Raw genomic sequence first — 24,468 nt, forward strand, 5'->3', positions numbered from 1 at the left:
GACCCCCTGACTCTAATAATGTGGTAGCTTCTTTTTCTCCACCACTAACTGTTGAATGGAAACAATTTTCTGTTTATTAAGCTGTAAAATCTGATCTAATTCATCTTGTCGATCTTTTTCTATTACAATCACAGCTGTTGAAGCCTTTTCAGATACGCTAAGTGCTTTTTGGGATTTAAAAGCACCTATTTTAAAAGCACTTTTAGCTCTGTTTTCATCCGAGTTCCATACAGCTGCATCAAGCGTTCCATTCATCAAATTATCGAACAATTGCATGTAGTTTACTGATACTAATTCAACATCTATACCTTCACATTCCAATAGAGTTATTTTTGATTGGTCGATTGACGTATGATCAATCCCAATTCGCATTCCTTCTTTTATCAAATTATCATTTGGATTTGCGAAAAATATTTGATGGGAGGATACATATGTTTTCGGCCCAAAATTTTGAAAAATCACTAGATTATCATCATGTTTCAGCTCCTCTTCCGCCGCTAAATGGGACATGATTATGAAATCATACCTTCGTGATTTTAACGCTTCTAATCTGTGCTTTGATCCTCTCATATATGCTAAATCAAGACGGTTTACCATCTGTTCCGATGTTTCGATCAAACCCGTAGCTAATCCCTCGTACTGGGGGGAGTATGGTAAAGGCATGGCTCCCATCAATGAACCCACCCCGGCTATTTCTTTTAATAAATGCAAATCTTTGTTCGTTAAAAAGGTGCCTAAATGTCCTTTTGATTCCAAGCGGACCGCATTAAGATTTTCCAAAACCCTTAAAGCTCCCTGTACCGTTCCCCGACCCAATGCCAATTCGTTCACAAGATCATCTACCCTCGGTATTCGAGATCCTTCCTCTACATGCACTAACTTCATTGCAATTTCTTTTGCTGCTAAACCATTCTTTGAAAATAAACTGTCCCAAATTCTACTCATTTTTGACCCCTTTTTGAAAATACAATATTTAGTATATTGAAAGTATAGCGCTTTCATTATTGTTTTACAAGCCCCTTAGTTCCAAATCTTTGTTTAATTAATAAATTGTCGAACGTGCTGTTCATATAGTGTTTTAATGACTTTCGCAGAACAAATGAGTCTTTTGGCAGTCTTGAAAGCTGACCCAATATACACTATATTGTATATTAATAGTTATTGTATAGTTCAGAATTTTATTACACATTTTTTTGATGAAGGTGGTGAAAAGTGGCTCTACTTAAGTTTCAGGAAGGAGAATAATTGATGAGAAAAACGCCTATAATTCTATTACTTGTTGTTTTAACTTTTGGAATAACGTTTCAATCGACAAGTGCTGTTTTAGCCAAATCCAATAAACTTAGTCAAGGAAGTCCACAATCCGTTGGAATGGATAAAGAAAAATTAAATGAAATTGATGGGATTGTTCAAGAAGCGATTAACAACGGTACTACGCCTGGTGCGGTAGTATTAGTTGCAAAAGACAATAAAATAGTGAAAGAAAGTGCATATGGCTATGCCCAAAAATTCGATATGGGTCAACTACTCGATCATCCAAGAAAGATGAATCCTAAGACTATATTTGATCTAGCCTCGATTACAAAAGTAATGGGTACAACACAGGGAATAATGAAACTAGTTAGCGAAGGGAAGCTTGCTGTTGATGATAAAGTGTCTGACTACATTCCAGGTTTTGCCCAAAATGGCAAGGGAGCAGTAACCATTGCAGATTTATTAACGCATACATCCGGATTAACACCCTGGCAGCCTACTTATTTGCACGCAAGTAACTCAACAGAGGTTCTTGATTATATCAATAAACTACCATTAGAATATGAAACTGGTACAGACCGCCGATACAGTGATTTCAGTTTTATGACACTTGGATTTGTAATTGAAAAAGTGACCGGACAACGATTAGATGTCTATTTAGAAACAAATATCTATAAACCTTTAAAAATGAAAAATACAATGTTTACACCACCTGAGAGTTTAAATAAAAAAATCGCAGCCACTTCTTGGGGTAATCCATTTGAGTACAAGATGATAGATGATCCAAACTTCGGGTACTATGTGGAGGAAGATGCTGATGATTTCAAAGGTTGGAGAGACTATACACTCATTGGGGAAGTTAGTGATGGAAATAGTTACTATGCAAATAACGGTGTAGCAGGACATGCAGGACTATTTTCAACCGCTCGCGATTTAGCAGTTCTTGGTCAAACTATGTTGAATGGCGGTAGCTATGGAAAATTAAAGCTTTATGACGATGAGGTAATCGATACATTTACACAGCCGCAACGATATGGTCAGGGATATGGTTGGGAACTGTATAAAGAATGGTATATGGGTGAACTGCACTCTGATTCTGCTTTTGGCCATACAGGGTTTACAGGAACACAGGTGATTTTTGACCCGTCTTATAATTTACAAATTATCGTACTTACCAACAAACAAAATAATGGCCAACTGGAAAGTGGATCATATCCAAGTACAGGCTCATTATCTAGTGAAATAGCTACAGCTGTCTACGAGTCTATGGATGAATAGATAATTTCATACAAAAAGGTGATAGACGTTAACTCTATCACCTTTTTGTATTTATTTTGCCAATGAGGGAACCAACCGAACATTAAAACATATCCGTAACAATAGCCCTACTAATTTAGATCATCACCCAACCCTCTCACCATTTCCCTAAGCCCCGCCTCCCTTAACTTCTTCCTCACCCGTTTCCCTTGGCTTTTCACGGCATCAATCGTGACACCTTCCTGCTCAGCAATTTCCTTTACTGACATGTTTAGGATGATGTAGTGATAAACCCACTTCCATTGATTTTCCGTTAAGAGAGACCTTACTTGCTCCCAAAGAAGTGTAGAAAAATCATCAATAGGTATATCCGTGAAATCAGGAATAAGTGTGTTATTTTTGCGAATTCGATTGCTATTATAGGTTCTATTCCCAATCTCTTGCACGCACACGTCCTCGTGTTCTTGTTCCCTTGTCTTTTTTCGCAGCAAATCGATCAACCGGTTGTGAATTGTATAGTTGAAGTAAGTAGACATGATGCCTTTATCAGGTTGATATGTTTTATACGCGTTCCACATTGCAAAAAGTGCTTCCTGGTAAAATTCCTGATGTGGATCGTTAATACGTAATTTGTGAATGTGGTAATGAATTCTCCTCTTATTCTGTTCAAAAATATCTTCAAATGTAACGTTATTCTTATTGTCCATTTTTCGTTCTCCTCTACCATAAATGCTATTCTACTACTATAATCGCAAGTGAAAGGAGTTAAGTGTCACTTTATTAATAAAAGATACATATTTATGCAAACAAAAACCCACGCATTCCAATTACTGCGTAGGTTTATCGTTAAATTATAGAAAGTTAACTGGCCAATGTACGTTACAACAAAAATCCACCATATATAAGAGATGCAGCTATTACAAAAGCAGGATGAACCTTCATTCGTTCAATTAATAAATAACTACTAATTGTGATCAATGCCGTCTGCCATATACCTATACCCTCATACGACTCTTGAAAAAAACGCCATGCCATAACACCTAGTAAGATTGCAATTACAGGTCGTACATATTGGGTTAGTCTTTTCACTTTACTAGAATCCTTATACTTATAAAGAACGCCTAATAACAAAATCATAATAATTAACGATGGTGCAACTGCTGCAAATACGGCAACGAAAGCACCCAGTATCCCGCCCTCGTCATAACCGATAAATCCAGCCATTTTAGTAGCTATCGGCCCTGGCAATGAGTTAGCGAGTGCTAACATTTCACTAAATTCCTGGACGTTCATCCATTCATACCGTTTTACAACTTCATTTTCTACTAGGGGTATGGACGCTGGCCCACCACCATAACCAAGGATACCTGGGATGAAAAAGGCTAGAAATATATGCCAATACTTCATGTTGATTCACCCTCCTTACCCCTGACCTGTTGCTCTGTTTTATCCTCACTATCTTCCTTATCCTTTTTAACTAATGCGATAACAAGTAAAATACCAATCACTATTCCTGGGTGAACATTTAAAAGATATAGCAAGGCGAAAATTGCGATTGACATTAATCCCGTTTGCAACCAGCCCATACCTTTTACTGCTTTACCAAAGAACTGCCAGGTCAACACTGCAAGCATGACACCAACAACCGGTATTACTGCAGCGGTCATTCCTTGTACCCATGGTAGATCATCTATTGATGAAAGGGATGTTAATAGAATGATCATCAAAACAATAGTAGGTAAAATTGTTGCAAGGACTGCATTTAACATCCCAACTAGACCCGAAACATTATGTCCAATATACCCTGCCAGTTTGGTCGCAATTGGTCCTGGCAACGTGTTTGCTAGTGCCAATAGATCCCCAAAGTCTTCATCACTCATCCATTTATATTTTTCCACTACTTCTTTATGGATTAGGGGAATAGATCCTGGGCCTCCCCCATATCCGAGCATGCCAATCCTGAAAAAGGCAATAAATAAATCCCATTGTGTTTTCATAGATAGCTTTCCTTCTGGTTATTTTTAAGTTTCCTTACCATGCAGCTACAGTACCATCTGTTCGGGATTCAGTGCCACCCACGAGTACACCTGTTTCAGGATCACGCCAAATGATTTGACCACGGCCAAAGCTGTTTGGTTCAAGTGCAATCTTTACATCATGCCCCTTTTCAGCCAGAGCTTGGGCAAGATGGTGTGGAAATCTATGTTCCACTTCGACCGTTTTATCTTTTAGCCATTGCCAGCGTGGTGCATCCAGCGTTGCTTGTGGATTTAGTGCAAAATCAATCGTATTCATTATTACTTGGACATGACCTTGCGGTTGCATGAAACCACCCATCACGCCAAACGCCCCAACTGGCTGACTATCTTTTGATAAAAATCCAGGGATAATCGTATGATAGGTTTTTTTGCCTCCTCTTAAGGCATTTACATGGTCTTTATCCATCGAAAAATTGTGGCCACGATTTTGTAATGCAATTCCCGTTCCCGGTACAACTAGACCTGAACCAAATCCCATATAATTACTCTGAATAAAGGAAACCATATTCCCCTCATTGTCAGCTGTTGCTAAATAAACCGTTCCACTTAAAGCAGGTTCTCCAGCTTCAGGTTGCATGGCCTCGTCACCTATAAGGTTTCTCCGTAATTCCCCATATTCATCACTCAGTATGTCATCTGTCGTGCATCTCATGTGGTTCTCTTCCGTTATATGCTTATGTCCATCTGCAAATGCTAGTTTAATAGCTTCAAATTGCTTATGGTATGTATCTACTGATTCCTTTTCTGGGAAATCGAACCCTTTTAAAATGTTTAGTGCTTGAAGTGCAACAATGCCTTGGCCGTTAGGTGGAATTTCCCACACATCATAGCCTCGATAATTTACTTTAATTGGCTTTACCCATTCCGCTTTATGTGCAGCAAGATCTTCCGCAGATAAATAACCACCGTTTTCCTTAGAAAAACCAGCAATTTTATCTGCTAGTTCCCCGCGATAAAATGATGCAGCATTTGTTTCAGCAATGGATCGAAGTGTCTCGGCATGATCAAGTGACGACCATATCTCCCCAACCTTAGGCGCCCGTCCTTTTGGTGCGAATGTCTCGAACCAATGTGTAAAAACATTATCCGTCAAATTCGCTTTAAAAACACCATATGCTTTCTTCCAAAACCTACTTAATGTTGGTGATACTGGAAAACCTTCCGTAGCATAATGAATTGCGGGCTGTAATACTTCCGTTAATGGAAGCTTCCCAAATCTTTCAGAGAGTTCAGCCCATGCCCCAGGGGCCCCTGGAACAGTTACCGGGGTCCAGCCATATTTAGGTATCTCATCATGTCCCGCTTCTTTAACAGCATCTATTGATATATTTTGGGGAGCGCGTCCGCTTCCGTTTAGACCATGCAACTCGCCTTTTGTCCAAACTAATGCAAACGCATCTCCCCCAATACCATTAGAGGTTGGTTCTACAACCGTAAGACATGCTGCTGTAGCAATCGCAGCATCTATGGCGTTTCCACCTTTTTTCAGTATATCCAACCCCGCTTGGGACGCTAGTGGTTGAGATGTTGCAACCATGCCATTACTAGCGTATGTTGCATTTCGTGTACTTGGATAGGGATGGGATTGTTGGTTAAAAGAATCCATATATGAACACTCCTTGTATAGTAATTATTCTTTTATTTAGTAGGAAAATTAGCATCAAACCTCATGACATGCCACAAAATGTCCTTCCTCTACTTCGCGCCATTCAGGAGCTTTTACCTTACAATGCTCTTTTGCAAGTGGGCAACGTGTATGAAAACGACAGCCTTGCGGAATATTCATTGGACTTGGTACATCCCCTTCTAATATAACACGTTCTTTTTTCTTTTCACTGCCTACCGTCGGAATCGCTGATAACAGCGCTTGTGTATATGGATGTAGCGGTTTTTTATACAAATCATGCTTGTCAGCCAACTCAACAATTTGCCCGAGATACATGACAGCTACGCGATCGCTTATGTGTTTAACAACAGATAGGTCATGCGAAATAAATAAATATGTCAGCTGGTACTCTTTCTTCAGCTTCTGCAGCAAATTTAACACTTGGGCCTGAACTGATACGTCTAGCGCTGACACCGCTTCATCGCAAACAATTAATTTAGGTTTTACGGCTAGAGCACGGGCAATGCTGATTCTCTGACGCTGTCCACCACTGAATTCGTGCGGATATTTCCAATAATGTTCCGGGTTTAAGCCGACATCCTGAAGCAGTCCTTGAATGTAGCTTACCGTATCCTTTTTCGGTACGATTTTATGCGTGCGGACAACTTCGCTTAGCATCGCTCCCACGGTCATTCTTTGATTTAATGAACCATATGGATCTTGAAAAATCATTTGCACTTCTTTCCGTAATTCTCTTAATTTCCTCTTACTATAGTGATTAATATTTTCCCCATCGAAAAACGTTTCCCCTTCGGTCGGATTTTGCAGCCGAAGAACAGTTCGACCCATCGTGGATTTACCACAGCCTGATTCACCGACAACACCAAGCGTTTCGCCACCGTAAATGAAAAAGGAGAGGTCATCTACCGCTTTAATATAGTTTTTTGTTCCAACGGAGCTGCCGGTGGTAAAATACTTTTTCAAACCATTAACTTCTAGCAGCTTCTCCTGTTGCTGCTCCTTCTTTTCTGCTAACATTTCCGTTTTCCTCCTTTTCCGACCATCTGTCTGTGTACATCCAACAGCCAACCTGGTGGTTTGATTCGCCACTTAATTCAGGTGATTCTTCACGACAAATCTCACTTGCAAACGGGCACCTGTCAGCAAAACGACAGCCCACTGGCATATTCTCCGGACTAGGAACTGTTCCTTTAATGATAGAAAGGTTTTCTTTCTCTTCATCCAATTTAGGTATCGCTTCTATTAAACCTCGTGTATACGGATGCTTCGGATTTTCAAATAAATCCTTTACGTTGCTGTATTCAACGACTTTTCCCGCGTACATTACCAGAACTTTATCGGCCATTTCCGAAACGACACCCAAGTCATGGGTAATCATCATAATTGACATATTAAGCTTAGATTTCAGATCATTCATTAATTCAAGGATTTGCGCTTGAATTGTCACATCAAGGGCTGTCGTCGGTTCATCAGCAATTAATAGTTTTGGATTACAAGCGAGTGCCATTGCAATCATCACCCTTTGTCTCATCCCTCCACTTAATTGATGTGGGTAATCATGGATACGAGTTTCAGGGGAAGGGATCCCAACGAGCTTAAGCATTTCTATCGCTCGATCAACGGATTGTTTTTTTCCAGCCTTTTCATGAATGCGAACCGTTTCAGCCACCTGTTTGCCGATCGTATGTACAGGGTTAAGAGAAGTCATTGGCTCCTGGAAGATCATTGACATATCATTTCCACGAATGCGGCTCATTTCTTTCATGCTTTTGTTAACTAGATTTTCCTCCTCAAAGAGGACCTCTCCAGTTGAAACTTCACCATTTTTTGGCAGCAATCCCATGATTGCCAATGAAGTCAGGCTTTTCCCACATCCCGACTCGCCAACAATACAAAGCGTTTCTCCCTTTTCAATAGAAAAATCAACTTTATCCAAAATCGAAACCGTGCCTTTTCTATTTCGAAAACTGACGCAAAGCTCTTTTACCTCTAATTGGTTTTTGCTCACTTTCATCACCTCTCGTTTCCCTTCTATATCTATATAGCTACCTTCTAGTATATTATGAAACACTTAAACTTCTGCTAATAAGCATTCTATTATTTTGATTTTGGATCAAGCATGTCACGAAGACCGTCACCAAATAAGTTAATTGACATCACGGCAAGAAAAATGAATAACCCTGGGAAAAACACTAACCATGGTGCCTCCGTCAGGTACCCTTGTCCTTCAGCAAGCATAGCGCCCCAACTTGGTGTTGGAGGCTGCGTTCCCAAGCCGAGAAAACTTAACGAAGCTTCGGCAATAATTGCCCCAGCAATATTTAATGTTGCCATAACTAGAATTGGTCCCATCGAGTTCGGGAGAATATGGAACAACATAATCCTCCAATCCTTAATACCAGACGATTTCGCCGCTTCTACATATTCGCTTTCTCGCCTTGCCAAAACCTCACCTCTCATTAACCGAATGTAATTAGGGGTGAAGACGAGCCCAATCGCAATCATCGCATTTTCCAATCCTGCACCTAACACTGCTGCAAGAGTTAGCGCTAATACAAGTGGTGGAAATGCAAGCATCGCATCAGTAAATCTCATTATAAAAAACTCATCCCATAACCCTCGGTAATAACCAGAGAATAATCCAATTGGCAGACCAATGATCAGCGCGATACCAACGGATATCAGTCCAGCCTTCAGGGAAACTTGTGCACCGTATATAACTCTACTCAAGATGTCTCGACCAAGGTTATCTGTCCCAAACCAATGGGCTGCACTTGGACCTTGTAACACTGCACTGTAATTTTGTGCTGCCGGATCAGATGGTGCCAGTAAACCGGCAAATATCGCCATGATAATCAATATCAGCATGAAGATCCCACCTGCTACCGACAGCTTGTTTTGCCAAAGGCGCTCCATCATATCTACTAGCATTCGAATTTGTGGACTTTTGGTTGATGTGGTTTGTGTACTCACCTCTTGTAGCTGTTTCATTATTTCGATCCTCCAGTTAATTTAATTCTTGGATCCAAAATTGAATAGAGAATGTCAATGAAAAAGTTGATGAAAACTACTGAAAAGGCCATAAATAACACCACACCTTGAACAACAGGATAATCTCTTGTCAAAATGGAATCTAAAATTAGTCGACCCAATCCTGGAACCGCGAAAATGGTTTCAACAATAACCGTTCCACCGAATAGGGTCGTTAATTGTAGACCACTCACCGTAAGGACGGGAATTAGTGCGTTTTTCAATGCATGACCAAATACAACAGAACGTTCCAACAACCCCTTGGCGTACCCAGTTCGAATGAAGTCTGATTCAAGAACCTCCAGTAAACTCGAGCGAATCATCCTCATCATTTCAGCTGACATCCTTGTACCCAGGGTAATAGCTGGCAACAGCATAAGCATGATGCTTTTCATAAAGTTTTCTCCTAATGGAACGTAACCAGATGGAGGAAACCAACCTAATGTAATTGCAAAAACATAAATAAGCAAAATACCAAGCCAAAAAGACGGAAGTGATACGCCTGTAAGTGCAAAAGTAGTACTCGTATAATCAAGTGCTGTTCCTTTACGTATCGCACTTATAATACCTGCAGGTAGAGCTATCATCATTGCAATAATAAACGACATTACAGTTAACTCTAAAGTGACTGGTATTTTATTTAATAGGATTTCTATTACTGGTGAATGATCTTGAATTGAATATCCTAAATCACCCTGGACAACACCGCCCACCCAGTCTAAATACCGAACATGTATAGGGTCGTTTAACCCCATTTCCTTGCGCAGTGCCTCCAACGTCTCAGGTGTAGCTTCCACGCCCAACATCAGTGTTGCTGGGTCACCTGGTAAAATATTAACAAGTCCAAAAACAATTACACTTACAAGGAATAATACAATTACCATAAGACCTAAGCGCCGAAGTAAAAAATATGCCATTTTGCTCCCCTCCTTTAATGATATGTAATAAGGTGTCGCAGAATAGCAACACCTTATTTCTTCTTATTAGGAAATTAATATAAAACTTTATTCTGTGAATAGCTGACCTACATGACCAGCCACGTCCAGCTCCAGCGCCCAATGCCTAGTGCCCTTCCGGCACCTCCTTACAATAACAGTTCGACATAGTCGAACGTCCTTAATCGCTAACGCTCTTCGTGTTTCCTTTTCACTTCATCACAGCATAAGATTCACTTTGACTTTCGCCATCACTGGCGAGAAGTCAAGTTCATCTAATCTCATACGGAAGAAGGATGTTCGATTAAAACCGCCACTTGAGTGGCAACATCGAACTACCCACGTTGCGTGGGCACAGGGCATACTGCAATAAACGGGCGCTTGCGCTTTTATTTATTTAAACGATATGGTTTCGGTTCTGATCATTCCGTCTGGAACGTGATTGAATCCTTCAACATAATTCTTCATTGGTTTGATATTTTTCTCGTGGAAAATAAAGATATAAGGTACATCCTCCCACAGAATATGTGCTACTTCGCCGTACAATTCCTTACGCTTTTCTCGATCCGAAGTGGTTCTAGCTTTACTTAATAACTCATCCACGTCCGGATTAGAGTAGCTCATTTCATTCAAGGAACCTCCTGTTGAAAACCAAGTGAAAGTATTTCCATCAGGGTCTGTACGTCCGCTCCAGCCAATTCTGAGTGCGTCATAATCATGGTTGCGCATTTGCTCCAGTAATGTTCCAAATTCAACCATTTCAATTTCAACCTTAATTCCAATCTGTCCTAGCATTGACTGTAGCATCTGTCCGATTTGTTTTTCTTCCGGTTTCGGTGTTATTTTCAAGGTGAAACTGATGTTGCTTTGACCAGATTCTTCTATAAGTTTTTTCGCCTTTTCAATGTCAGCTTCTGGTACCTCCATATCTTCCGGATTTGCCCAGCTTGACGGTGGAAAAGGACTGACAGCTGGAGTAACACCATTGTGATACACTACTTTAGCAATTGCAGCGCGATCAATCGCAACATTAACAGCCTGACGAACCTTTTTGTTATTAAATGGTGCTTTATCAGTGTTTAACATCAACCCCTGGAAACCAAGGCCGTCTTTAACTGAAACGTTGATGTTTGAAGCACTTTTGACTTTATCAATATCCTTGAAAGGAATTTGATTAACAATATCAAGTTTTCCTGAAATCAAGTTTGTCACTCGTGAATTGCCATCTGGATAAGGTTTGTATACGACGTTTTTGATTGCAGGTTTCTCTCTCCAGTAATCTTCAAAACGTGTTAATTTAATATGATCCTGTTGGACACGATCAACAAGTGTGTAAGGACCTGTCCCAACTGGCTTGTTCGAGAAGTCCTTTCCTTCTTTTTTAACGGCTGTTGGAGAGACCATCATGCCTGCTCGGTCTGTTAGTACCGATAAAAAAGGTGAGTATGGTTTTTCTAATGTTATCTTAACCGTATATTCATCAACAGCTGTCACTTTTGTGACTAGGTTGATTTCTGATTCACGTGGTGAAGCAAGCTTGGGATCAAGCATGCGCTCAAAATTAAACTTAACTGCTTCAGCATTAAATGGTGTTCCATCGTGGAAAACCACACCTTGTTGAAGCTCAAACGTATAGGTCTTGCCATCTTCAGATATTTCCCAGCTTTTCGCTAGTTCTGGTACAAATTCCAATTCCTCATTAATATCAACAAGCGTATTATACAGACTCTGGAAGACTTGGCGATCGACGGCTGCTGATGATCGATGCGGGTCCAATTGAGGTGGATCATCGTCTAGCCCGATGATCAGCGTATCCTTATCTTCTTTAGCTGTTACTGGCTTTTCATTATCCTTACCAGATTCTGACTCGCTTGATGATGACTCTGAGTTACATCCTGATAGTATGAAAACAACGATCACTAGAAAAAAGAGCGATTTCTTCCATGCATAAGTCAATCGAACAACCTCCTATTATTTTAAAGTATTAATAATTTCAATTCAGTTTGTAAATAAATACCACTTTCCCTAAGAACCCTAACGCAATATACGTAATCCTAAATAATAGAATGAAAATACCTCATAGTAATAAAACCAGCTGCATCAATCTACTAACAATTCATCCGATTACTCTATCCTCCTCCACTTATTATTTTTGTAGTTTTCTTACTATTTACTAAGTTATAAATATAATACATAATTGAAAATTGCATGTCAATAGATTTTTGAACAAAAGTATACTTACTTTGTTAAAACGCTTTCATTTATATCTGTATTTAACAAAATTAGTTTCTTTTTGTATGATATTTTGGACTTTAAGTAAAATATCTTTTGTTAGTACTCTCATTTTCTGATACTATAAAAAGTAGCCGAATAAATTGAAATTTTAAACTATAGGAGTTAACTTTATGAAATATGATGATGTAGATCGCAAAATAGTAGAAGAATTAATTCAAGATGGAAGATTATCGTATGTGGAATTAGCGGAAAAAGTAGGTCTTTCACGTGTAGCTGTTAAAGATAGAATCCAAAACCTGATAGATAGAGAGGTAATCGAGAATTTCACAGTTGTAATAAACTCTGAAAAATTCGGAAAAAACGTTTCAGCCTTTTTTGAAGTAGATGTGGAACCAAAACAGTTACAGGAAGTAGCTCAAAATCTCGCTGATAACCCAAGTGTTGCAAGTGTTTATCAAATGACTGGTCCAAGCACACTACATATGCATGTACTTGTAGAGGATTTTAAAATGCTCGAAATCTTTATTAATAACGAACTATATGCTGTTGAAGGAATAACGAGGGTAGAAAGCTCCATACTTTTAAAAAGATTTAAAAGTCGAACAGGATATAAACTTTAGAATAAGGCGCACTATACTAAAGATTACTTAGAAAACTTGGCTTATCGCCAAGCCTTAATGGCGAAAGCCTTAGTTGCACTTATGCAGTAAGAAAGGATTTATACTTTCTTACCTGCTAAATAAGGGAGCGATCCACTACGGACCCGCTCCCTTATAACTTTAAATAGTTACTCATATTCCTTAACAAGCTTTTTTAAATAGTTTAGCAATGGTTCTTTTAGGTCGTCTCTTGTAAGACCAATTTCAATTGTAGTTTGAATAAAACCTAACTTTTCCCCAACATCATATCTATCACCTTCAAATTCATAGCCATACACTTTTTCTATTCGATTTAATTTCTCTATAGCATCAGTCAGCTGTATTTCTCCGCCTGAGCCTATAGTATGTTCTTCAAGGAAATCAAATATTTTAGGAGTTAATATATATCTACCAATTATTGCCAGGTTGGAGGGAGCAGTACCTTGTTTAGGCTTTTCAACAAATTTACTAACTTCATATCTTCGCCCATCGTTTGTAGATGGATCAATTATTCCGTATCTATGTGTATCATGTTCTGGTACTTGTTGTACCCCAATAATTGATGATTGAATGGTATTAAATTCATTTATGAGTTGTTTAAGACATGGCGTTTCACTTTGAACTATATCATCACCTAATAATACAGCAAAAGGTTCATTTGCAATAAACTTTCTTGCACACCAAATAGCGTGTCCAAGACCATTTGGTTCTTTTTGTCTTATATAATGTATATCTACATTTGCTGATTCTTTTACTCTCTCCAATAAATCAAATTTTTCTTTCCTTACTAGAGATTCTTCTAATTCAAAGGAATTATCAAAATGATCTTCAATTGCCCTTTTCCCTTTACCAGTGACAATAATAATATCCTCAATCCCTGACTTAATTGCTTCCTCTACAATATATTCAATTGTTGGTTTATCTACTATTGGCAACATTTCTTTTGGCATTGCTTTGGTTGCTGGTAGAAAACGAGTGCCTAATCCCGCAGCAGGGATAATTGCTTTTTTAACTTGCATGGTATATTTCACTCCTCCTTGTTCTAACTATTCTTTCTAGTAAAAAAAATAAATGAATAGCTGCAGTACCTAAAGTACAACTGCAGCATTCAGTGACATTATTCACTTTTTAAATACGAACCAAAACTTTTCATTAATATGTCGATAATATTAACTTCTATTACCTATTTTCTACTAAAAACCAACCATTTTTCAAGTTTTCTCTATTGTAATAGAATCGTTCTTTATCCTCATGGCGTATTACCTTCCCACCAGCGGCTTCAACTAATGCTTGTCCTGCGCCAGTATCCCATTCCATGGTAGGCGCAAAACGTGGATAGTAGTCCGCTTTTCCTTCCGCGACAAGGCAAAACTTCAATGAGCTTCCTGCTGATACTACATCAACCGGTTGACCATTCATTTGAAGACCATCGATAAACGCTTGTGTATCATCAGACATATGTGAACGACTTGCAACGACATTTATTGTTTCACTTTTTTTCTCAACGGGAAGCCTGGTACTTTTTTCAATTAAATCTGATTCATCACTAATCTCAAATTTGGATGCTTGCTCTAACCTGTATGCACCCGAATCCTTACTTCCAAAGTAAAACACATCTAAATCTGGTGCATAAATAACGCCCATCACTGGGTAATGGTCTTCGATTACTGCGATATTCACAGTGAATTCACCATTTTTCTTGATGAATTCCTTCGTTCCGTCTAATGGATCTACTAAAAAGAACTGATTCCACGCTTTACGTTCTTCGTAAGAAATATCTCTGCCCTCTTCACTCAGTACAGGAATGTCAGGATATTGCTTAGATAACCCATCCATTATTACGTTGTGGGAACGTTGATCCGCAATGGTTAACGGGGAATCATCCTGTTTTGTTTCCACTTCAATGTCTTGACTGTATACGTCCATTATTTCTTTTCCAGCGGCTAATGAGATGTCAAATAACTTTTTCAGGTCTATATTCATTTCTCAAGATATCCTTTTTCTTTTAGGTACGTAACAATAGCTTGTACAGATTCTTCTAAGGAAAGCTTATCTGTATCCACAACTACCTCAGCCTCACTTGGCTCTTCATATGGCGCATCTATTCCTGTAAATCCTTTAATTTCACCAGCACGCGCTTTTTTGTACAACCCTTTTGGATCACGTGATTCACATGTCGCAACACTTGCTTTTACATATACTTCAATGAATTCTCCTTCATCAAGAATCGCGCGTACTTTATCGCGGTCCGCACGATAAGGTGAAATAAACGCAGTCAATGTAAACAAGCCTGCATCAACCATTAATTTGGATACTTCGCCAATGCGGCGAATGTTTTCCGTACGGTCTTCCGGGCTAAACCCAAGATTATTGTTTAAACCATGGCGTACATTATCACCATCTAAACGGTACGTATGAATGCCCATTGTATGGAGTTCTTTTTCAAGCTCAACTGAAACAGTTGATTTACCTGATCCAGATAATCCAGTAAACCACAGAACTGCACTTTTATGTTTGTTTAAATCCTGTCTATTTTCTTTTGACACCTTTGAATCGTGCCATACGATGTTTGTTGATTTTGTCATGTTAGAATCCTCCTAGAACCATATCGTGTTAATTGATGTAACTGCTGTAATCATAACTAAAATACTGAGTGGTGTTCCAACCTTTATATAATCGGAAAACTTGTACCCACCTGGGCCATAAACAATTAAATTCGTCTGATAGCCTATTGGTGTGATGAAACTTGAAGATGCCGCAATTGCGACAAGTACCGCAAACCCCATTGGATCAAGCTCCAATGCTTTGGCCATTGATAGGCCAATCGGCAACATTAAAGCTGCAGCTGCACTATTGGTGATTAATTCGGTAAAGATATTTGTTAAAATATACATGATAACTAAAATGGCAATGAGTCCAATTGGTTGTCCGACAGCCATTAACTGATCAGCAATCCAACCTGCTAATCCCGTTTTTGTCATAGCGGTTCCGATTCCAAGTGAGCTGGCAATCAATAATAGAACATTGAATTGTACATATTGTTTTGCCTCGGTAACCGAAATGAGTCTTGCTATTAACATAATCATAACGGCTAAGGTCATTGCTTTAAACATGCTTAATACACCAAACGTAACGAGTAATATCATCGAGATCAATATCCCAACAGAGAAAAAGCCCTTTTTGGCATCTTGACTTAATGACTCAGGCGCATCAAGTGATGATACAACATAAAAATCATTCGACAGTTTGTTTTTCTCAATAAAATCGGAACCAGCGAGCAACAGTAATGTATCACCAGGTTTAAGGGTAATATCGCCTACCTTACTTTTAATTCGTTCATTATTTCGATGTACGGCAATAACACCCGCATCATACCTCGAACGAAATTGGCTTTGCTTGATCGATTTGGTTAGTAAGGATGATTGATGGGATACAACGGCTTCAACCAGATCCGTTGTTCCACTTTTCAAGTGATTCAATTGTAAATCGGTGCCTGTTTCTAAACTTAGGCCTTTTATTTTTTGCAGTTCTGCAATCGTAGAAATTAAGCCTGTAAATATTAACCTGTCCCCGGCAAAAATCTTCGTTGTAGAACGAACAGGTGATACTCTTTCATTTTCACGAATGATTTCAATTAAATACAACCCTTTTAGATCACGGAGACCGGCACCTTTAACACTCGCATTAACATGTTTAAATGTTTCTTCTACTTGCATTTCCGCAATATACTCTTTTGAGTGTTCCTGCATTTGTTGACTAAACCCTTTATTGTCGGGCAGTAAATGCCGTCCGATGAAAAAGATGTAGAGTAAACCGACAATAGCTATTGGAATCCCTACAGGCGCTAGTGTGAACAAAGAAAATCCCGTGTACCCCGAATCCAACAACAAACCATGAACAACTAAATTTGTTGAAGTACCCATTAAGGTTATCGTCCCACCAAGAATGGTCACGTATGATAATGGAATTAAGAACTTGGAAGGAGCGATATTTCTCTCCTCACACCACTTTTTAATAATCGGCGTAAACGTAACAACGATTGGTGTATTATTCAAAAACGCTGAAAATGCGGATGTCGGAATATAAAATCGTATCATTGATCCAAGTTGCGAATTACTGTTACGTAACCATTTCGTCATTAATTGATCAACCAATCCACTTTTCTGAACTGCACCTGCAACAATAAATAACAACGCAACCGTCAGCATCCCTTGGTTAGAAAAGCCACTTAATGCTTCGTCCGTAGTTAATATACCCGACAGTAAAAAAATCACCAATACTGAAAAAACAACCATGTCTGGTCGGGCTACTTCGAAAAGTAACCCAATCAGCATGGCTATAATCATGACTAATACAAAAATCATTTCAAATGACATGGGAAAATATCCCCTTTTTAGTTTTGTTGCATACCCTTGATGAGAATATCTGCCACTTCTGGACGTGAAAATTCTTTTGGAGGACGTTCCCCATTACGTAATTTTTCACGAACTTTTGTACCACTCAAATGTACATGAAATTCTTTATCGTGCGGGCAAGTTTTTGCCGTACCCATGTTGCCACATTCGGTACAGAAAAACGCATGTTCAAATTTAAAGATTTGAATACCTAACTCACCTTCAAATTGTGAAATGAATTCCTGTGCTTCGTATGTTCCATAATAATCACCAACACCTGCGTGGTCACGACCAACAATAAAGTGTGTACAACCAAAGTTTTTACGTACAATTGCGTGCAATACAGATTCCTTTGGTCCAGCATAGCGCATCGCTGCAGGATAAATTGCAAGACGTGTACGATCTTCAGGATAATAATGCTTCAAGATGGTTTGATAGCTTTCCATACGAATATCAGCAGGAATATCATCCGATTTTGTTTCCCCTACCAATGGATTTAAAAGCAATCCATCAACAGCTTCTAGCGCACATTTTTGAATATATTCGTGTGCACGGTGAACAGGGTTACGTGTTTGGAATCCTACAACTGTTTTCCATCCTAAGTCAGCAAACATTTTTCTTGTTTCACTTGGATCCATATAGAATTTATTAAACTCTCCATGATCCGGACGCTGTAACAACGTAATCGGACCAGCAAGATAAACATCGCCACGTTCGTATAATTTTTTAACACCTGGGTGTTTGTCTTCTGTCGTACCGTAGATATTTTGTGCTTCCAATTCTTTATCATAGGTGTACTTTTCTTTTAATTCTAACGTTCCGTAAATAATTCCGTCTTCGCCTTGAAGTGCAATTTCTTCACCAATTTGATACTTGTCCGCTTGTTCGTTAGATACAGATAATGTAATTGGAATACTCCAGATTGTACCATCTGCAAGACGGTAGTTATTTACAACACTTTCATAATCAGCTTGTCCCATGAAACCTGTAAGTGGGCTGAAACCACCAATACCGATTAGTTCTATATCAGAAATACCCCACGCATTCAATGTATGTGTATTTAAGGATTTTACTTCATTTAGTTTATTTTCTTTCTCTTTACCTGTTAGCTCACGATTAACTAGTTCGCCACCGTGTGCTTGGTGCAATTGATCTGTTTTTGTCATGAGAACACTCCTAAAAAATTTAATATCTATTTTATTTTATAGTAACACAAGTCCCAACACAAGTGCTTGCCACTAGAGACAATTCAGAATTGTTCTGACGACAGTCAAGAACCTCGCATTCAAACAATTCAACCCTCAGAAGTTGATTGAAAATGAGAAAATTTACCCATGCCATTCTTAAACCCTTTCACTAAATCCCGTTTCCCCTGGGCAAATAATATTTAGTTAAAATAAATGGAATAAAAGATATAAAGTGAACATACAATAAACAGTTCTAGAATACTGATATAAAGGCTTCAATTGAGAATCCATTTTCTTCAATTAGCCGTTTTTTGTATGCTATTAAAAAATCAAGGAGGATACTGCAATGCCAAGAGGGATTCATCAAACAGAATTAAAAACTCCGATTAAAGATGTCTGGTCTTTTGTTAGTGATATGAACAAATGGGCTCCATTGGTTCCTGGATACATGGACCATGAAATTTTAAATGACAGGCAATCCACATGGAAATTCAAAGGTGAGATCGGCATCATGCAAAAAACAGTTCATCTAAAAATAGACATTACGGAATGGCAGGAACCAACCAAGGTAACCTTTAACTTAACAGGATTGAATGAAAACTTTAAAGGAAATGGATATTTCGAAGCGAATGCAGTTACTAGAGGAAAGACAAAAATTACCGGCTTTATGAACATCACCGCAAAAGGCGTGATGGGGCCAATGATTAACCCTATTCTAAAAACGTTAATTCCAAAAACCACAAAAGACTTAACCGAAGCAATTGCTGACAAAATGATTGAACTTGAAACCGTATCTACATAGGGAATGCACAACATTTGCTTATAAACAAATGAGTGCATTGTGAAACACTACCTTCCTATAGAAAAGTCTCCTTTATTTCTTCTGATTGTATGCTAAGGCAGGTATTCCATCCGTTCCATTTTCTAGTTCACATTAGCCAACTAGAGATTAATAAAACTTCTCGGATACCGCCTTAGCAGTCCTTTCGCGATATTTTATCGCAGTTTCCTTCATTTGCATGGATACGCCCGTACACAAAATATCAACAATCGCCAGCTGAGAGATCCTCGCTAAAAGAGAACTTCCCTGTAACGGATTTTCTTTTGCTGACATTAATAAATCAACATCGGATATTTTGGTAATAGGCGACCTGGCGTTGTGAGTTACGCAAATGATATATGCTCCCCTATCCTTCGCTATTTTCAAGTTGTCATTCGTGTCTTTTGTACTACCAGAAATTGAGAAACCCACAGCAACGTCGTCTTCTGACATCAACGATGCACTAATTGCTTGAAAGTGTGTGTCCTGCTTCGCGTCACATGATTTTCCGATTCGCGTAAAAGAATGGGCAGCTTCTGCGGCTGTCACTCCTGAAGAACCTACCCCGTAAAAGTGAACATTTTTTGCTTTTACAATCATCTGGATGGCTTTCTCCAACTTTTTTGGATCCAGCAAATCTCGTGTTTCTTCCATCCCACGGCTTAGGGAAGATACGATTTTTTTCACCAGTGTAGCTGCATCGTCATTTTCCATCACCTCTTCATGCAAATCACTGGCAGGTTGAACCTGGTCCTGAGCAAGTGACAATTTGAAGTCCTGAAATCCACGAAACCCAAGTTTACGGCAAAAACGCAGCACTGTTGTCTCACCGACATCCGCTTTCTCCGCCAAATCTGTGATCGACAGATAAATGACATCCTTTGAATTACTGATAACGTAATTTGCGACTGTTGCTTCTGCTTTGGTAAGTGAACTGGCATAACTTTGGATTTTCAATAATGTATTTTTAATTTCACTTTCCGTTTTCATTCATACACTTCCTATCTATTTGTACATTGAATACTGATTTAGCATCCATCACTAATGGAATTAACAAATCGTCGTGTGATTTCTCTCGGACGTGTGATGGCCGTTCCAATAATTACAGAATGTGCCCCAGCCTTCATGCACTGAGCACATTGCTCTACCGTCCATATTCTGCCCTCTGCCATAACAGGCACCTTTTTTAACTTTGAAAGTTTATAGACTAAGTCGATATCCGGTCCACAAAGTTGTTTACTATAAGAAGTATAACCAGACAATGTCGTTGACACAAAGTCAACACCTAGATCCATAGCAAATACTCCCTCTTCATAGGTAGACACATCGCCTAAAATTAATATTTCGGGAAAGTTACTTCTTATTTTATGTACGATTGATTCAAAAGTTTCGCTGTTTGGTCTTGATAAATGAGTAGCATCAATACCTACAATTTCAGCTCCTGCCTCAATAATTTCACGAGCATCATCGAAGGTTGGTGTAATATAGACTAAACTTTCTTCATAATCTCTTTTGTAAATTCCAATTACAGGTAATCCGCAAACTTTTTTAATTGCTCGTATATCTTCGGGAGAGTTCGCTCTGATTCCTGCTGCTCCCCCTTCCACAGCAGCTATTGCCATTTTTGCCATGATTTCAGATCCATGTAATGGTTCATCTTCTAGTGCTTGGCATGATACAATACATTGGTTTTCAAATTGTTTAATTATATTCATTAGATAATCACACCCCTGTACTAGAAATTATTTTTACTTGTCGTATGTTTTTATCCCTTAACAGATCCCAAAGTGATTCCTTTAATGAAGCTTCTTTGTAGTAACAAGAAAAATATAATCAATGGAATGGCAGCAATGGATGCTCCAGCCATGACAAATGCATAATTTAATGTGGCACCACTAGGGTCTTGGGCTGCCATTAAAGTTAGGCCTAAAGGAAAAGTCAATTTGTCATGTGAACTTAAAACGACTAACTGCCAAGCATAATTATTCCATGTAAACATAAATGCAAATATAGAAAGAGCACCAAGAGCAGGTAAAAGTAAAGGTAAAACTACTGATATGAAAATACGCGGTTCACTGGCACCATCTATTCTTGCTGCATTCAAAAGTTCTTCAGGAATAGTTCGAGCAAATTGGCGAACCAGAAAAACCCCGAACGGAAACGCTACAGTAGGAATAATAACCCCCCATGCTGAATCAAGTAGTCCAATGTTGGCGGTTAAATCATATAACGTAACTAGAATGGTCTCATGAGGAAGCATCATAGTAGCAATAACTAAAACAAAAATGAATTTATCACCCGGAAAATGAATCTTGGCAAGTGCATATCCAGCAGTTGCAGACAAAATAAGGATAAGAAGAACGGACACGACTCCTATAAAAACACTATTCCCCAACCACATCATGATTGGATAATTCTCAAATATAGCTATGAAATTCCCAAGGTAAAAATCATTTGGAAACCATTCCGGTGGCATTGAATAAAGCGCTTCTTCAGTCTTAAATGCACCAGTTATCATCCAATACAACGGAAAAATGAAAATAATCGAAGCAATTCCTAGTATAAGATATCGTATTAATACATTAAATTTCATTACATATTCAATCCTTCCCCACGTTAATCCAATTTTGATTTAAGTAGTTTAAATTCAAATAAAGCTACGATTGCAACAAATACAAATAGCACAACACTCTCCGCGGCTGCTTGCCCAAAGTATGGTCCTATCTCAAACGCTGTGTTATAAATTGAAAACACTAATGTATCTGTCCCATGATATGGACCTCCATGGGTCATAAGGTAGATGACTACGAATATCTGAAATACTGCAATCGTGGAGGTAACTACAATTAGCATCGTCGTATTGATAACCATAGGTACTGTCACTTTGAAGAATATTTGGATGAAATTCGCACCATCTATTTTTGCCGATTCATATAATTCCTCTTGTACATTATCAACCCCTGCACTATATAAAATGAGTGGTTGACCAATCATCCAGGTTATTACTACATTCGAGGTTGCCAACAGTGCCATAAATTGTGAACCAAAGAAATTCACTGGTCCAATATTAAACAAGCTCAAAATATAATTAATGATTCCAAAATTCATATCATACATCCATATCCAAACAAAGACGAGCACAATTGAGGTTGTCACCACTGGCAAATAAAACACTAAACGAAAAAAGCTTTTCGTGTTCTTATGTAGGCTCCGAAGCATAGCTGCAAAAACCAAAGGAATGATAATAGTAAATGGAACAATTAGTACTACAAAATATAAGGTATTTACCATTGCTTTCAGAAAAAAGGGATCTTGAAAAATTTTAATAAAATTATCAAATCCAATAAAGCTGGTAGAATAAAGTGTTTTCTCAAACAAACTCAAATAAAAGGTTTTTATTAAAGGATAAATTAAGAATATAGACAGTAAACAAATAAACGGAAATACAAATATGTACCCCCATATTCTTTTCTTTTTTTCCATACCTACACCTCTATAATAATCAATTTGTATTGTGATAATGGAGCAATCCACATGGAATGCTCCATTACAAAAATCTATTCTTTATTTTCCTCTGCCAGCTTATTACCTACCTCTACAATTTTATCCAAGGCCTCTTGAGGAGTAAGCTCATGAAGAAATGCAGCTTGCAAATTCGGGAAAATAGATTTACGTAACTCCCCGAACCATGGTACATATTTTCCTGTTATTTCTTTTTCTAATGGATCATACAATTCCAGAAATTTATTGAATGCCGAGTATTTTTCTTCATCCATCGAATAATTTGATGATTTGCGTGCAGGTACATACAACCAACCCTTAGCAGTTTCTTTTATAGCCTCTGTTGATGTGACGAACTCCAAATATTTTTTTGCCCATTTTGTTACTTCTGGATCATCTTGTTTAAAAATCGCTATTCCCTGTTCACCTGAAACTGGAACACCTGGTTCTACTCCTTCAGCATGAAGTGGCACGATAGGATAAGGTTCAAAATTAGGATTATCTACATTAAACATTTCTCCAGGGGATGCCCAATAAGCCACTAATTTCCCTTGTTTAAACAATTTAAATCCTGATTTATAGTCTGAATTCGCTGGTCCAGGCGCAACGATTCCTTCATCAACGAGTCTCACCATATTAGATAATGCCTCGGCTCCTTTAGGATCGTTAATTAGATATTCAGAGAAATCATCATTAGCCCATTCTGCACCATGACTCATTAAGTATGTTAAATTGTTCTGATTAACCTGTTCATTTTTAGCCCAAAATGCTGTAGCGTAAATTCCATCACCAATGACTTGTTTGCTCGCCTTCTCGAATTCAGCCCAGGTCCAGTCATGGTCTTTTGGAAGCAGATCTAATTTACCTGCATCTTCAAATATCTTTTTGTTTACAACCAAGACTTGGGGGCCAATTACAGTTGTAAGGAAATACAATTCATCCTCATACATACCATTTGCCAATATGCCTTCTTTCCAATCTGACGGGTCACCTAGAACATCGTCGCCAAGAGGTTCCAATAGTCCGTGTCTTGCATACTCCATAATCCTCAAGGGCCCATTGGTTCCAATAATATCGGGTGGATTATCTGCCGCGATTGCAGTATTTATCTTTTTAGTGAAGTCACTACCACCAACCCTTTGGAATTTAATGGTGACATTCGGGTGTAACTCATGGAACTTTTCAGCCATCTTTTTATCCCATTCTCCCATAGTCTGATTATCCTGCGTGACGTGACCAGCACCCCAATAAGTGAGTGTGATTTGATCATCAGAACCTTCCGAAGAGGAAGAAGACTCTTCCGATGATGGAGAACAAGCTGACAATACTAATAAGAACATTAAAAACAAAGTCACACTTAACTTCATCGACCTTTTCAATTTAATCACCCTTTTAATTTATTTGGTTATCCCTACAGCGTTTTTTCGTTATCACCTCACTTGTAGATTAAAGAATGTATTTGAAAGCGTTAACAAAGTTGTACAAATAAAAATCCTATTGTGTTTTTTCTGATTTGTCTATATAATCATACAAAGGGAGATTATTTTTGTC

23 protein-coding genes are annotated in these 24,468 nt (G+C 38.5%); 3 read left to right on the forward strand and 20 right to left on the reverse strand.

Translation table 11 applies throughout. The features are described 5' to 3' along the window. Positions 1 to 12 precede the first annotated feature (12 nt). On the reverse strand, positions 13 to 945 hold the full coding sequence (gene yhfZ / locus LG329_RS06545) for a GntR family transcriptional regulator YhfZ (protein WP_404454922.1): 933 nt from the start codon (positions 943 to 945) through the stop codon (positions 13 to 15). A gap of 303 nt (positions 946 to 1,248) precedes the next feature. Between yhfZ and LG329_RS06550 the strand changes: the two genes are divergently transcribed. Then, positions 1,249 to 2,532 (forward strand): serine hydrolase, encoded by a 1,284-nt coding sequence (locus LG329_RS06550; RefSeq protein ID WP_404454925.1) that lies wholly within the window; start codon positions 1,249 to 1,251, stop codon positions 2,530 to 2,532. A gap of 110 nt (positions 2,533 to 2,642) precedes the next feature. Here LG329_RS06550 and LG329_RS06555 read toward each other — a convergent pair whose 3' ends face one another. The 9 genes from LG329_RS06555 to LG329_RS06595 all read right to left on the reverse strand — a co-directional run bounded on the left by LG329_RS06555 (position 2,643) and on the right by LG329_RS06595 (position 12,098). Next, the gene (locus tag LG329_RS06555; protein ID WP_404454928.1) at positions 2,643 to 3,218 is read right to left on the reverse strand and encodes a sigma-70 family RNA polymerase sigma factor; all 576 of its coding nucleotides are present in this window, start codon (positions 3,216 to 3,218) and stop codon (positions 2,643 to 2,645) included. Between the two features lie 172 nt (positions 3,219 to 3,390). Continuing rightward, positions 3,391 to 3,918, reverse strand: coding sequence for a chromate transporter (locus LG329_RS06560; protein WP_404454931.1), 528 nt, complete (start codon positions 3,916 to 3,918; stop codon positions 3,391 to 3,393). After that, positions 3,915 to 4,508, reverse strand: coding sequence for a chromate transporter (locus LG329_RS06565; protein ID WP_404454934.1), 594 nt, complete (start codon positions 4,506 to 4,508; stop codon positions 3,915 to 3,917). The genes LG329_RS06560 and LG329_RS06565 overlap by 4 nt, the downstream gene beginning before the upstream one ends. Before the next feature lie 34 nt (positions 4,509 to 4,542). Next, positions 4,543 to 6,156 carry a gamma-glutamyltransferase family protein gene (locus LG329_RS06570; protein ID WP_404454937.1) on the reverse strand — a complete coding sequence of 538 codons (1,614 nt, stop codon included), beginning with the start codon at positions 6,154 to 6,156 and terminating at the stop codon, positions 4,543 to 4,545. A 54-nt stretch (positions 6,157 to 6,210) separates the two neighbouring features. Then, entirely contained in the window at positions 6,211 to 7,194 is a 984-nt protein-coding gene (locus LG329_RS06575) for an ABC transporter ATP-binding protein (protein WP_404454940.1), read from the reverse strand. Then, a complete protein-coding gene (locus LG329_RS06580) occupies positions 7,145 to 8,191 on the reverse strand; it encodes an ABC transporter ATP-binding protein (RefSeq protein WP_404456445.1) in 1,047 nt (348 codons plus the stop codon). The genes LG329_RS06575 and LG329_RS06580 overlap by 50 nt, the downstream gene beginning before the upstream one ends. Positions 8,192 to 8,274: 83 nt before the next feature. After that, complete coding sequence (locus LG329_RS06585; protein ID WP_404454943.1) at positions 8,275 to 9,168, reverse strand: ABC transporter permease; 894 nt, start codon at positions 9,166 to 9,168, stop codon at positions 8,275 to 8,277. Next, positions 9,168 to 10,124 (reverse strand): nickel ABC transporter permease, encoded by a 957-nt coding sequence (gene nikB / locus LG329_RS06590; RefSeq protein ID WP_404454946.1) that lies wholly within the window; start codon positions 10,122 to 10,124, stop codon positions 9,168 to 9,170. The genes LG329_RS06585 and nikB overlap by 1 nt, the downstream gene beginning before the upstream one ends. Positions 10,125 to 10,535: 411 nt before the next feature. Then, entirely contained in the window at positions 10,536 to 12,098 is a 1,563-nt protein-coding gene (locus tag LG329_RS06595; protein WP_404454949.1) for an ABC transporter substrate-binding protein, read from the reverse strand. Between the two features lie 449 nt (positions 12,099 to 12,547). On the opposite strand from LG329_RS06595, the gene LG329_RS06600 reads away from it, so the two are divergent. Next, positions 12,548 to 12,997, forward strand: a complete 450-nt coding sequence (locus LG329_RS06600) for an Lrp/AsnC family transcriptional regulator (protein WP_404454951.1) — start codon at positions 12,548 to 12,550, stop codon at positions 12,995 to 12,997. Between the two features lie 167 nt (positions 12,998 to 13,164). Here the strand turns inward: LG329_RS06600 and galU are convergent, their stop codons facing one another. From galU to sat, 5 genes are all read right to left on the reverse strand, one after another. Beyond that, positions 13,165 to 14,034 (reverse strand): UTP--glucose-1-phosphate uridylyltransferase GalU, encoded by an 870-nt coding sequence (galU, locus tag LG329_RS06605; protein ID WP_404454954.1) that lies wholly within the window; start codon positions 14,032 to 14,034, stop codon positions 13,165 to 13,167. Between the two features lie 160 nt (positions 14,035 to 14,194). Then, positions 14,195 to 14,998, reverse strand: coding sequence for a 3'(2'),5'-bisphosphate nucleotidase CysQ (gene cysQ / locus LG329_RS06610; RefSeq protein WP_404454956.1), 804 nt, complete (start codon positions 14,996 to 14,998; stop codon positions 14,195 to 14,197). Continuing rightward, positions 14,995 to 15,600 (reverse strand): adenylyl-sulfate kinase, encoded by a 606-nt coding sequence (gene cysC, locus LG329_RS06615; protein ID WP_404454959.1) that lies wholly within the window; start codon positions 15,598 to 15,600, stop codon positions 14,995 to 14,997. The genes cysQ and cysC overlap by 4 nt, the downstream gene beginning before the upstream one ends. 12 nt (positions 15,601 to 15,612) lie before the next feature. Next, positions 15,613 to 17,391 (reverse strand): SLC13 family permease, encoded by a 1,779-nt coding sequence (locus tag LG329_RS06620; RefSeq protein WP_404454962.1) that lies wholly within the window; start codon positions 17,389 to 17,391, stop codon positions 15,613 to 15,615. 17 nt (positions 17,392 to 17,408) lie between these two features. After that, the gene (sat, locus tag LG329_RS06625; protein ID WP_404454965.1) at positions 17,409 to 18,575 is read right to left on the reverse strand and encodes a sulfate adenylyltransferase; all 1,167 of its coding nucleotides are present in this window, start codon (positions 18,573 to 18,575) and stop codon (positions 17,409 to 17,411) included. A gap of 367 nt (positions 18,576 to 18,942) precedes the next feature. Between sat and LG329_RS06630 the strand changes: the two genes are divergently transcribed. Next, positions 18,943 to 19,398 carry a CoxG family protein gene (locus LG329_RS06630; RefSeq protein WP_404454967.1) on the forward strand — a complete coding sequence of 152 codons (456 nt, stop codon included), beginning with the start codon at positions 18,943 to 18,945 and terminating at the stop codon, positions 19,396 to 19,398. 147 nt (positions 19,399 to 19,545) lie between these two features. Here LG329_RS06630 and LG329_RS06635 read toward each other — a convergent pair whose 3' ends face one another. The 5 genes from LG329_RS06635 to LG329_RS06655 form a co-directional block, all read right to left on the reverse strand. Beyond that, on the reverse strand, positions 19,546 to 20,406 hold the full coding sequence (locus LG329_RS06635) for a MurR/RpiR family transcriptional regulator (RefSeq protein WP_404454970.1): 861 nt from the start codon (positions 20,404 to 20,406) through the stop codon (positions 19,546 to 19,548). 38 nt (positions 20,407 to 20,444) lie between these two features. Continuing rightward, on the reverse strand, positions 20,445 to 21,131 hold the full coding sequence (locus LG329_RS06640; protein ID WP_404454972.1) for an N-acetylmannosamine-6-phosphate 2-epimerase: 687 nt from the start codon (positions 21,129 to 21,131) through the stop codon (positions 20,445 to 20,447). Positions 21,132 to 21,181: 50 nt separating this feature from the next. Next, positions 21,182 to 22,009, reverse strand: a complete 828-nt coding sequence (locus tag LG329_RS06645; RefSeq protein WP_404454975.1) for a carbohydrate ABC transporter permease — start codon at positions 22,007 to 22,009, stop codon at positions 21,182 to 21,184. A 23-nt stretch (positions 22,010 to 22,032) separates the two neighbouring features. Further along, positions 22,033 to 22,899 carry a carbohydrate ABC transporter permease gene (locus tag LG329_RS06650; protein WP_404454978.1) on the reverse strand — a complete coding sequence of 289 codons (867 nt, stop codon included), beginning with the start codon at positions 22,897 to 22,899 and terminating at the stop codon, positions 22,033 to 22,035. 74 nt (positions 22,900 to 22,973) lie between these two features. Next, on the reverse strand, positions 22,974 to 24,296 hold the full coding sequence (locus LG329_RS06655; RefSeq protein ID WP_404454980.1) for an ABC transporter substrate-binding protein: 1,323 nt from the start codon (positions 24,294 to 24,296) through the stop codon (positions 22,974 to 22,976). Positions 24,297 to 24,468 lie beyond the last annotated feature (172 nt).

Origin of the sequence: Virgibacillus necropolis (assembly GCF_044793635.1) — a bacterium.
In the GTDB taxonomy this organism is placed as follows: Bacteria; Bacillota; Bacilli; order Bacillales; family Amphibacillaceae; genus Virgibacillus_F; species Virgibacillus_F necropolis_A.

Coding starts and splice junctions, on each gene's coding strand:
- yhfZ (WP_404454922.1), bottom strand. CDS start 945: ATGAGTAGAATTTGGGACAGTTTATTTTCAAAGAATGGTTTAGCAGCA.
- LG329_RS06580 (WP_404456445.1), bottom strand. CDS start 8,191: ATGAAAGTGAGCAAAAACCAATTAGAGGTAAAAGAGCTTTGCGTCAGT.
- LG329_RS06565 (WP_404454934.1), bottom strand. CDS start 4,508: ATGAAAACACAATGGGATTTATTTATTGCCTTTTTCAGGATTGGCATG.
- LG329_RS06570 (WP_404454937.1), bottom strand. CDS start 6,156: ATGGATTCTTTTAACCAACAATCCCATCCCTATCCAAGTACACGAAAT.
- LG329_RS06630 (WP_404454967.1), top strand. CDS start 18,943: ATGCCAAGAGGGATTCATCAAACAGAATTAAAAACTCCGATTAAAGAT.
- LG329_RS06620 (WP_404454962.1), bottom strand. CDS start 17,391: ATGTCATTTGAAATGATTTTTGTATTAGTCATGATTATAGCCATGCTG.
- nikB (WP_404454946.1), bottom strand. CDS start 10,124: ATGGCATATTTTTTACTTCGGCGCTTAGGTCTTATGGTAATTGTATTA.
- LG329_RS06650 (WP_404454978.1), bottom strand. CDS start 22,899: ATGGAAAAAAAGAAAAGAATATGGGGGTACATATTTGTATTTCCGTTT.
- LG329_RS06635 (WP_404454970.1), bottom strand. CDS start 20,406: ATGAAAACGGAAAGTGAAATTAAAAATACATTATTGAAAATCCAAAGT.
- LG329_RS06600 (WP_404454951.1), top strand. CDS start 12,548: ATGAAATATGATGATGTAGATCGCAAAATAGTAGAAGAATTAATTCAA.
- LG329_RS06645 (WP_404454975.1), bottom strand. CDS start 22,009: ATGAAATTTAATGTATTAATACGATATCTTATACTAGGAATTGCTTCG.
- LG329_RS06575 (WP_404454940.1), bottom strand. CDS start 7,194: ATGTTAGCAGAAAAGAAGGAGCAGCAACAGGAGAAGCTGCTAGAAGTT.
- LG329_RS06585 (WP_404454943.1), bottom strand. CDS start 9,168: ATGAAACAGCTACAAGAGGTGAGTACACAAACCACATCAACCAAAAGT.
- sat (WP_404454965.1), bottom strand. CDS start 18,575: ATGACAAAAACAGATCAATTGCACCAAGCACACGGTGGCGAACTAGTT.
- cysQ (WP_404454956.1), bottom strand. CDS start 14,998: ATGAATATAGACCTGAAAAAGTTATTTGACATCTCATTAGCCGCTGGA.
- LG329_RS06555 (WP_404454928.1), bottom strand. CDS start 3,218: ATGGACAATAAGAATAACGTTACATTTGAAGATATTTTTGAACAGAAT.
- cysC (WP_404454959.1), bottom strand. CDS start 15,600: ATGACAAAATCAACAAACATCGTATGGCACGATTCAAAGGTGTCAAAA.
- LG329_RS06550 (WP_404454925.1), top strand. CDS start 1,249: ATGAGAAAAACGCCTATAATTCTATTACTTGTTGTTTTAACTTTTGGA.
- LG329_RS06560 (WP_404454931.1), bottom strand. CDS start 3,918: ATGAAGTATTGGCATATATTTCTAGCCTTTTTCATCCCAGGTATCCTT.
- LG329_RS06640 (WP_404454972.1), bottom strand. CDS start 21,131: ATGAATATAATTAAACAATTTGAAAACCAATGTATTGTATCATGCCAA.
- galU (WP_404454954.1), bottom strand. CDS start 14,034: ATGCAAGTTAAAAAAGCAATTATCCCTGCTGCGGGATTAGGCACTCGT.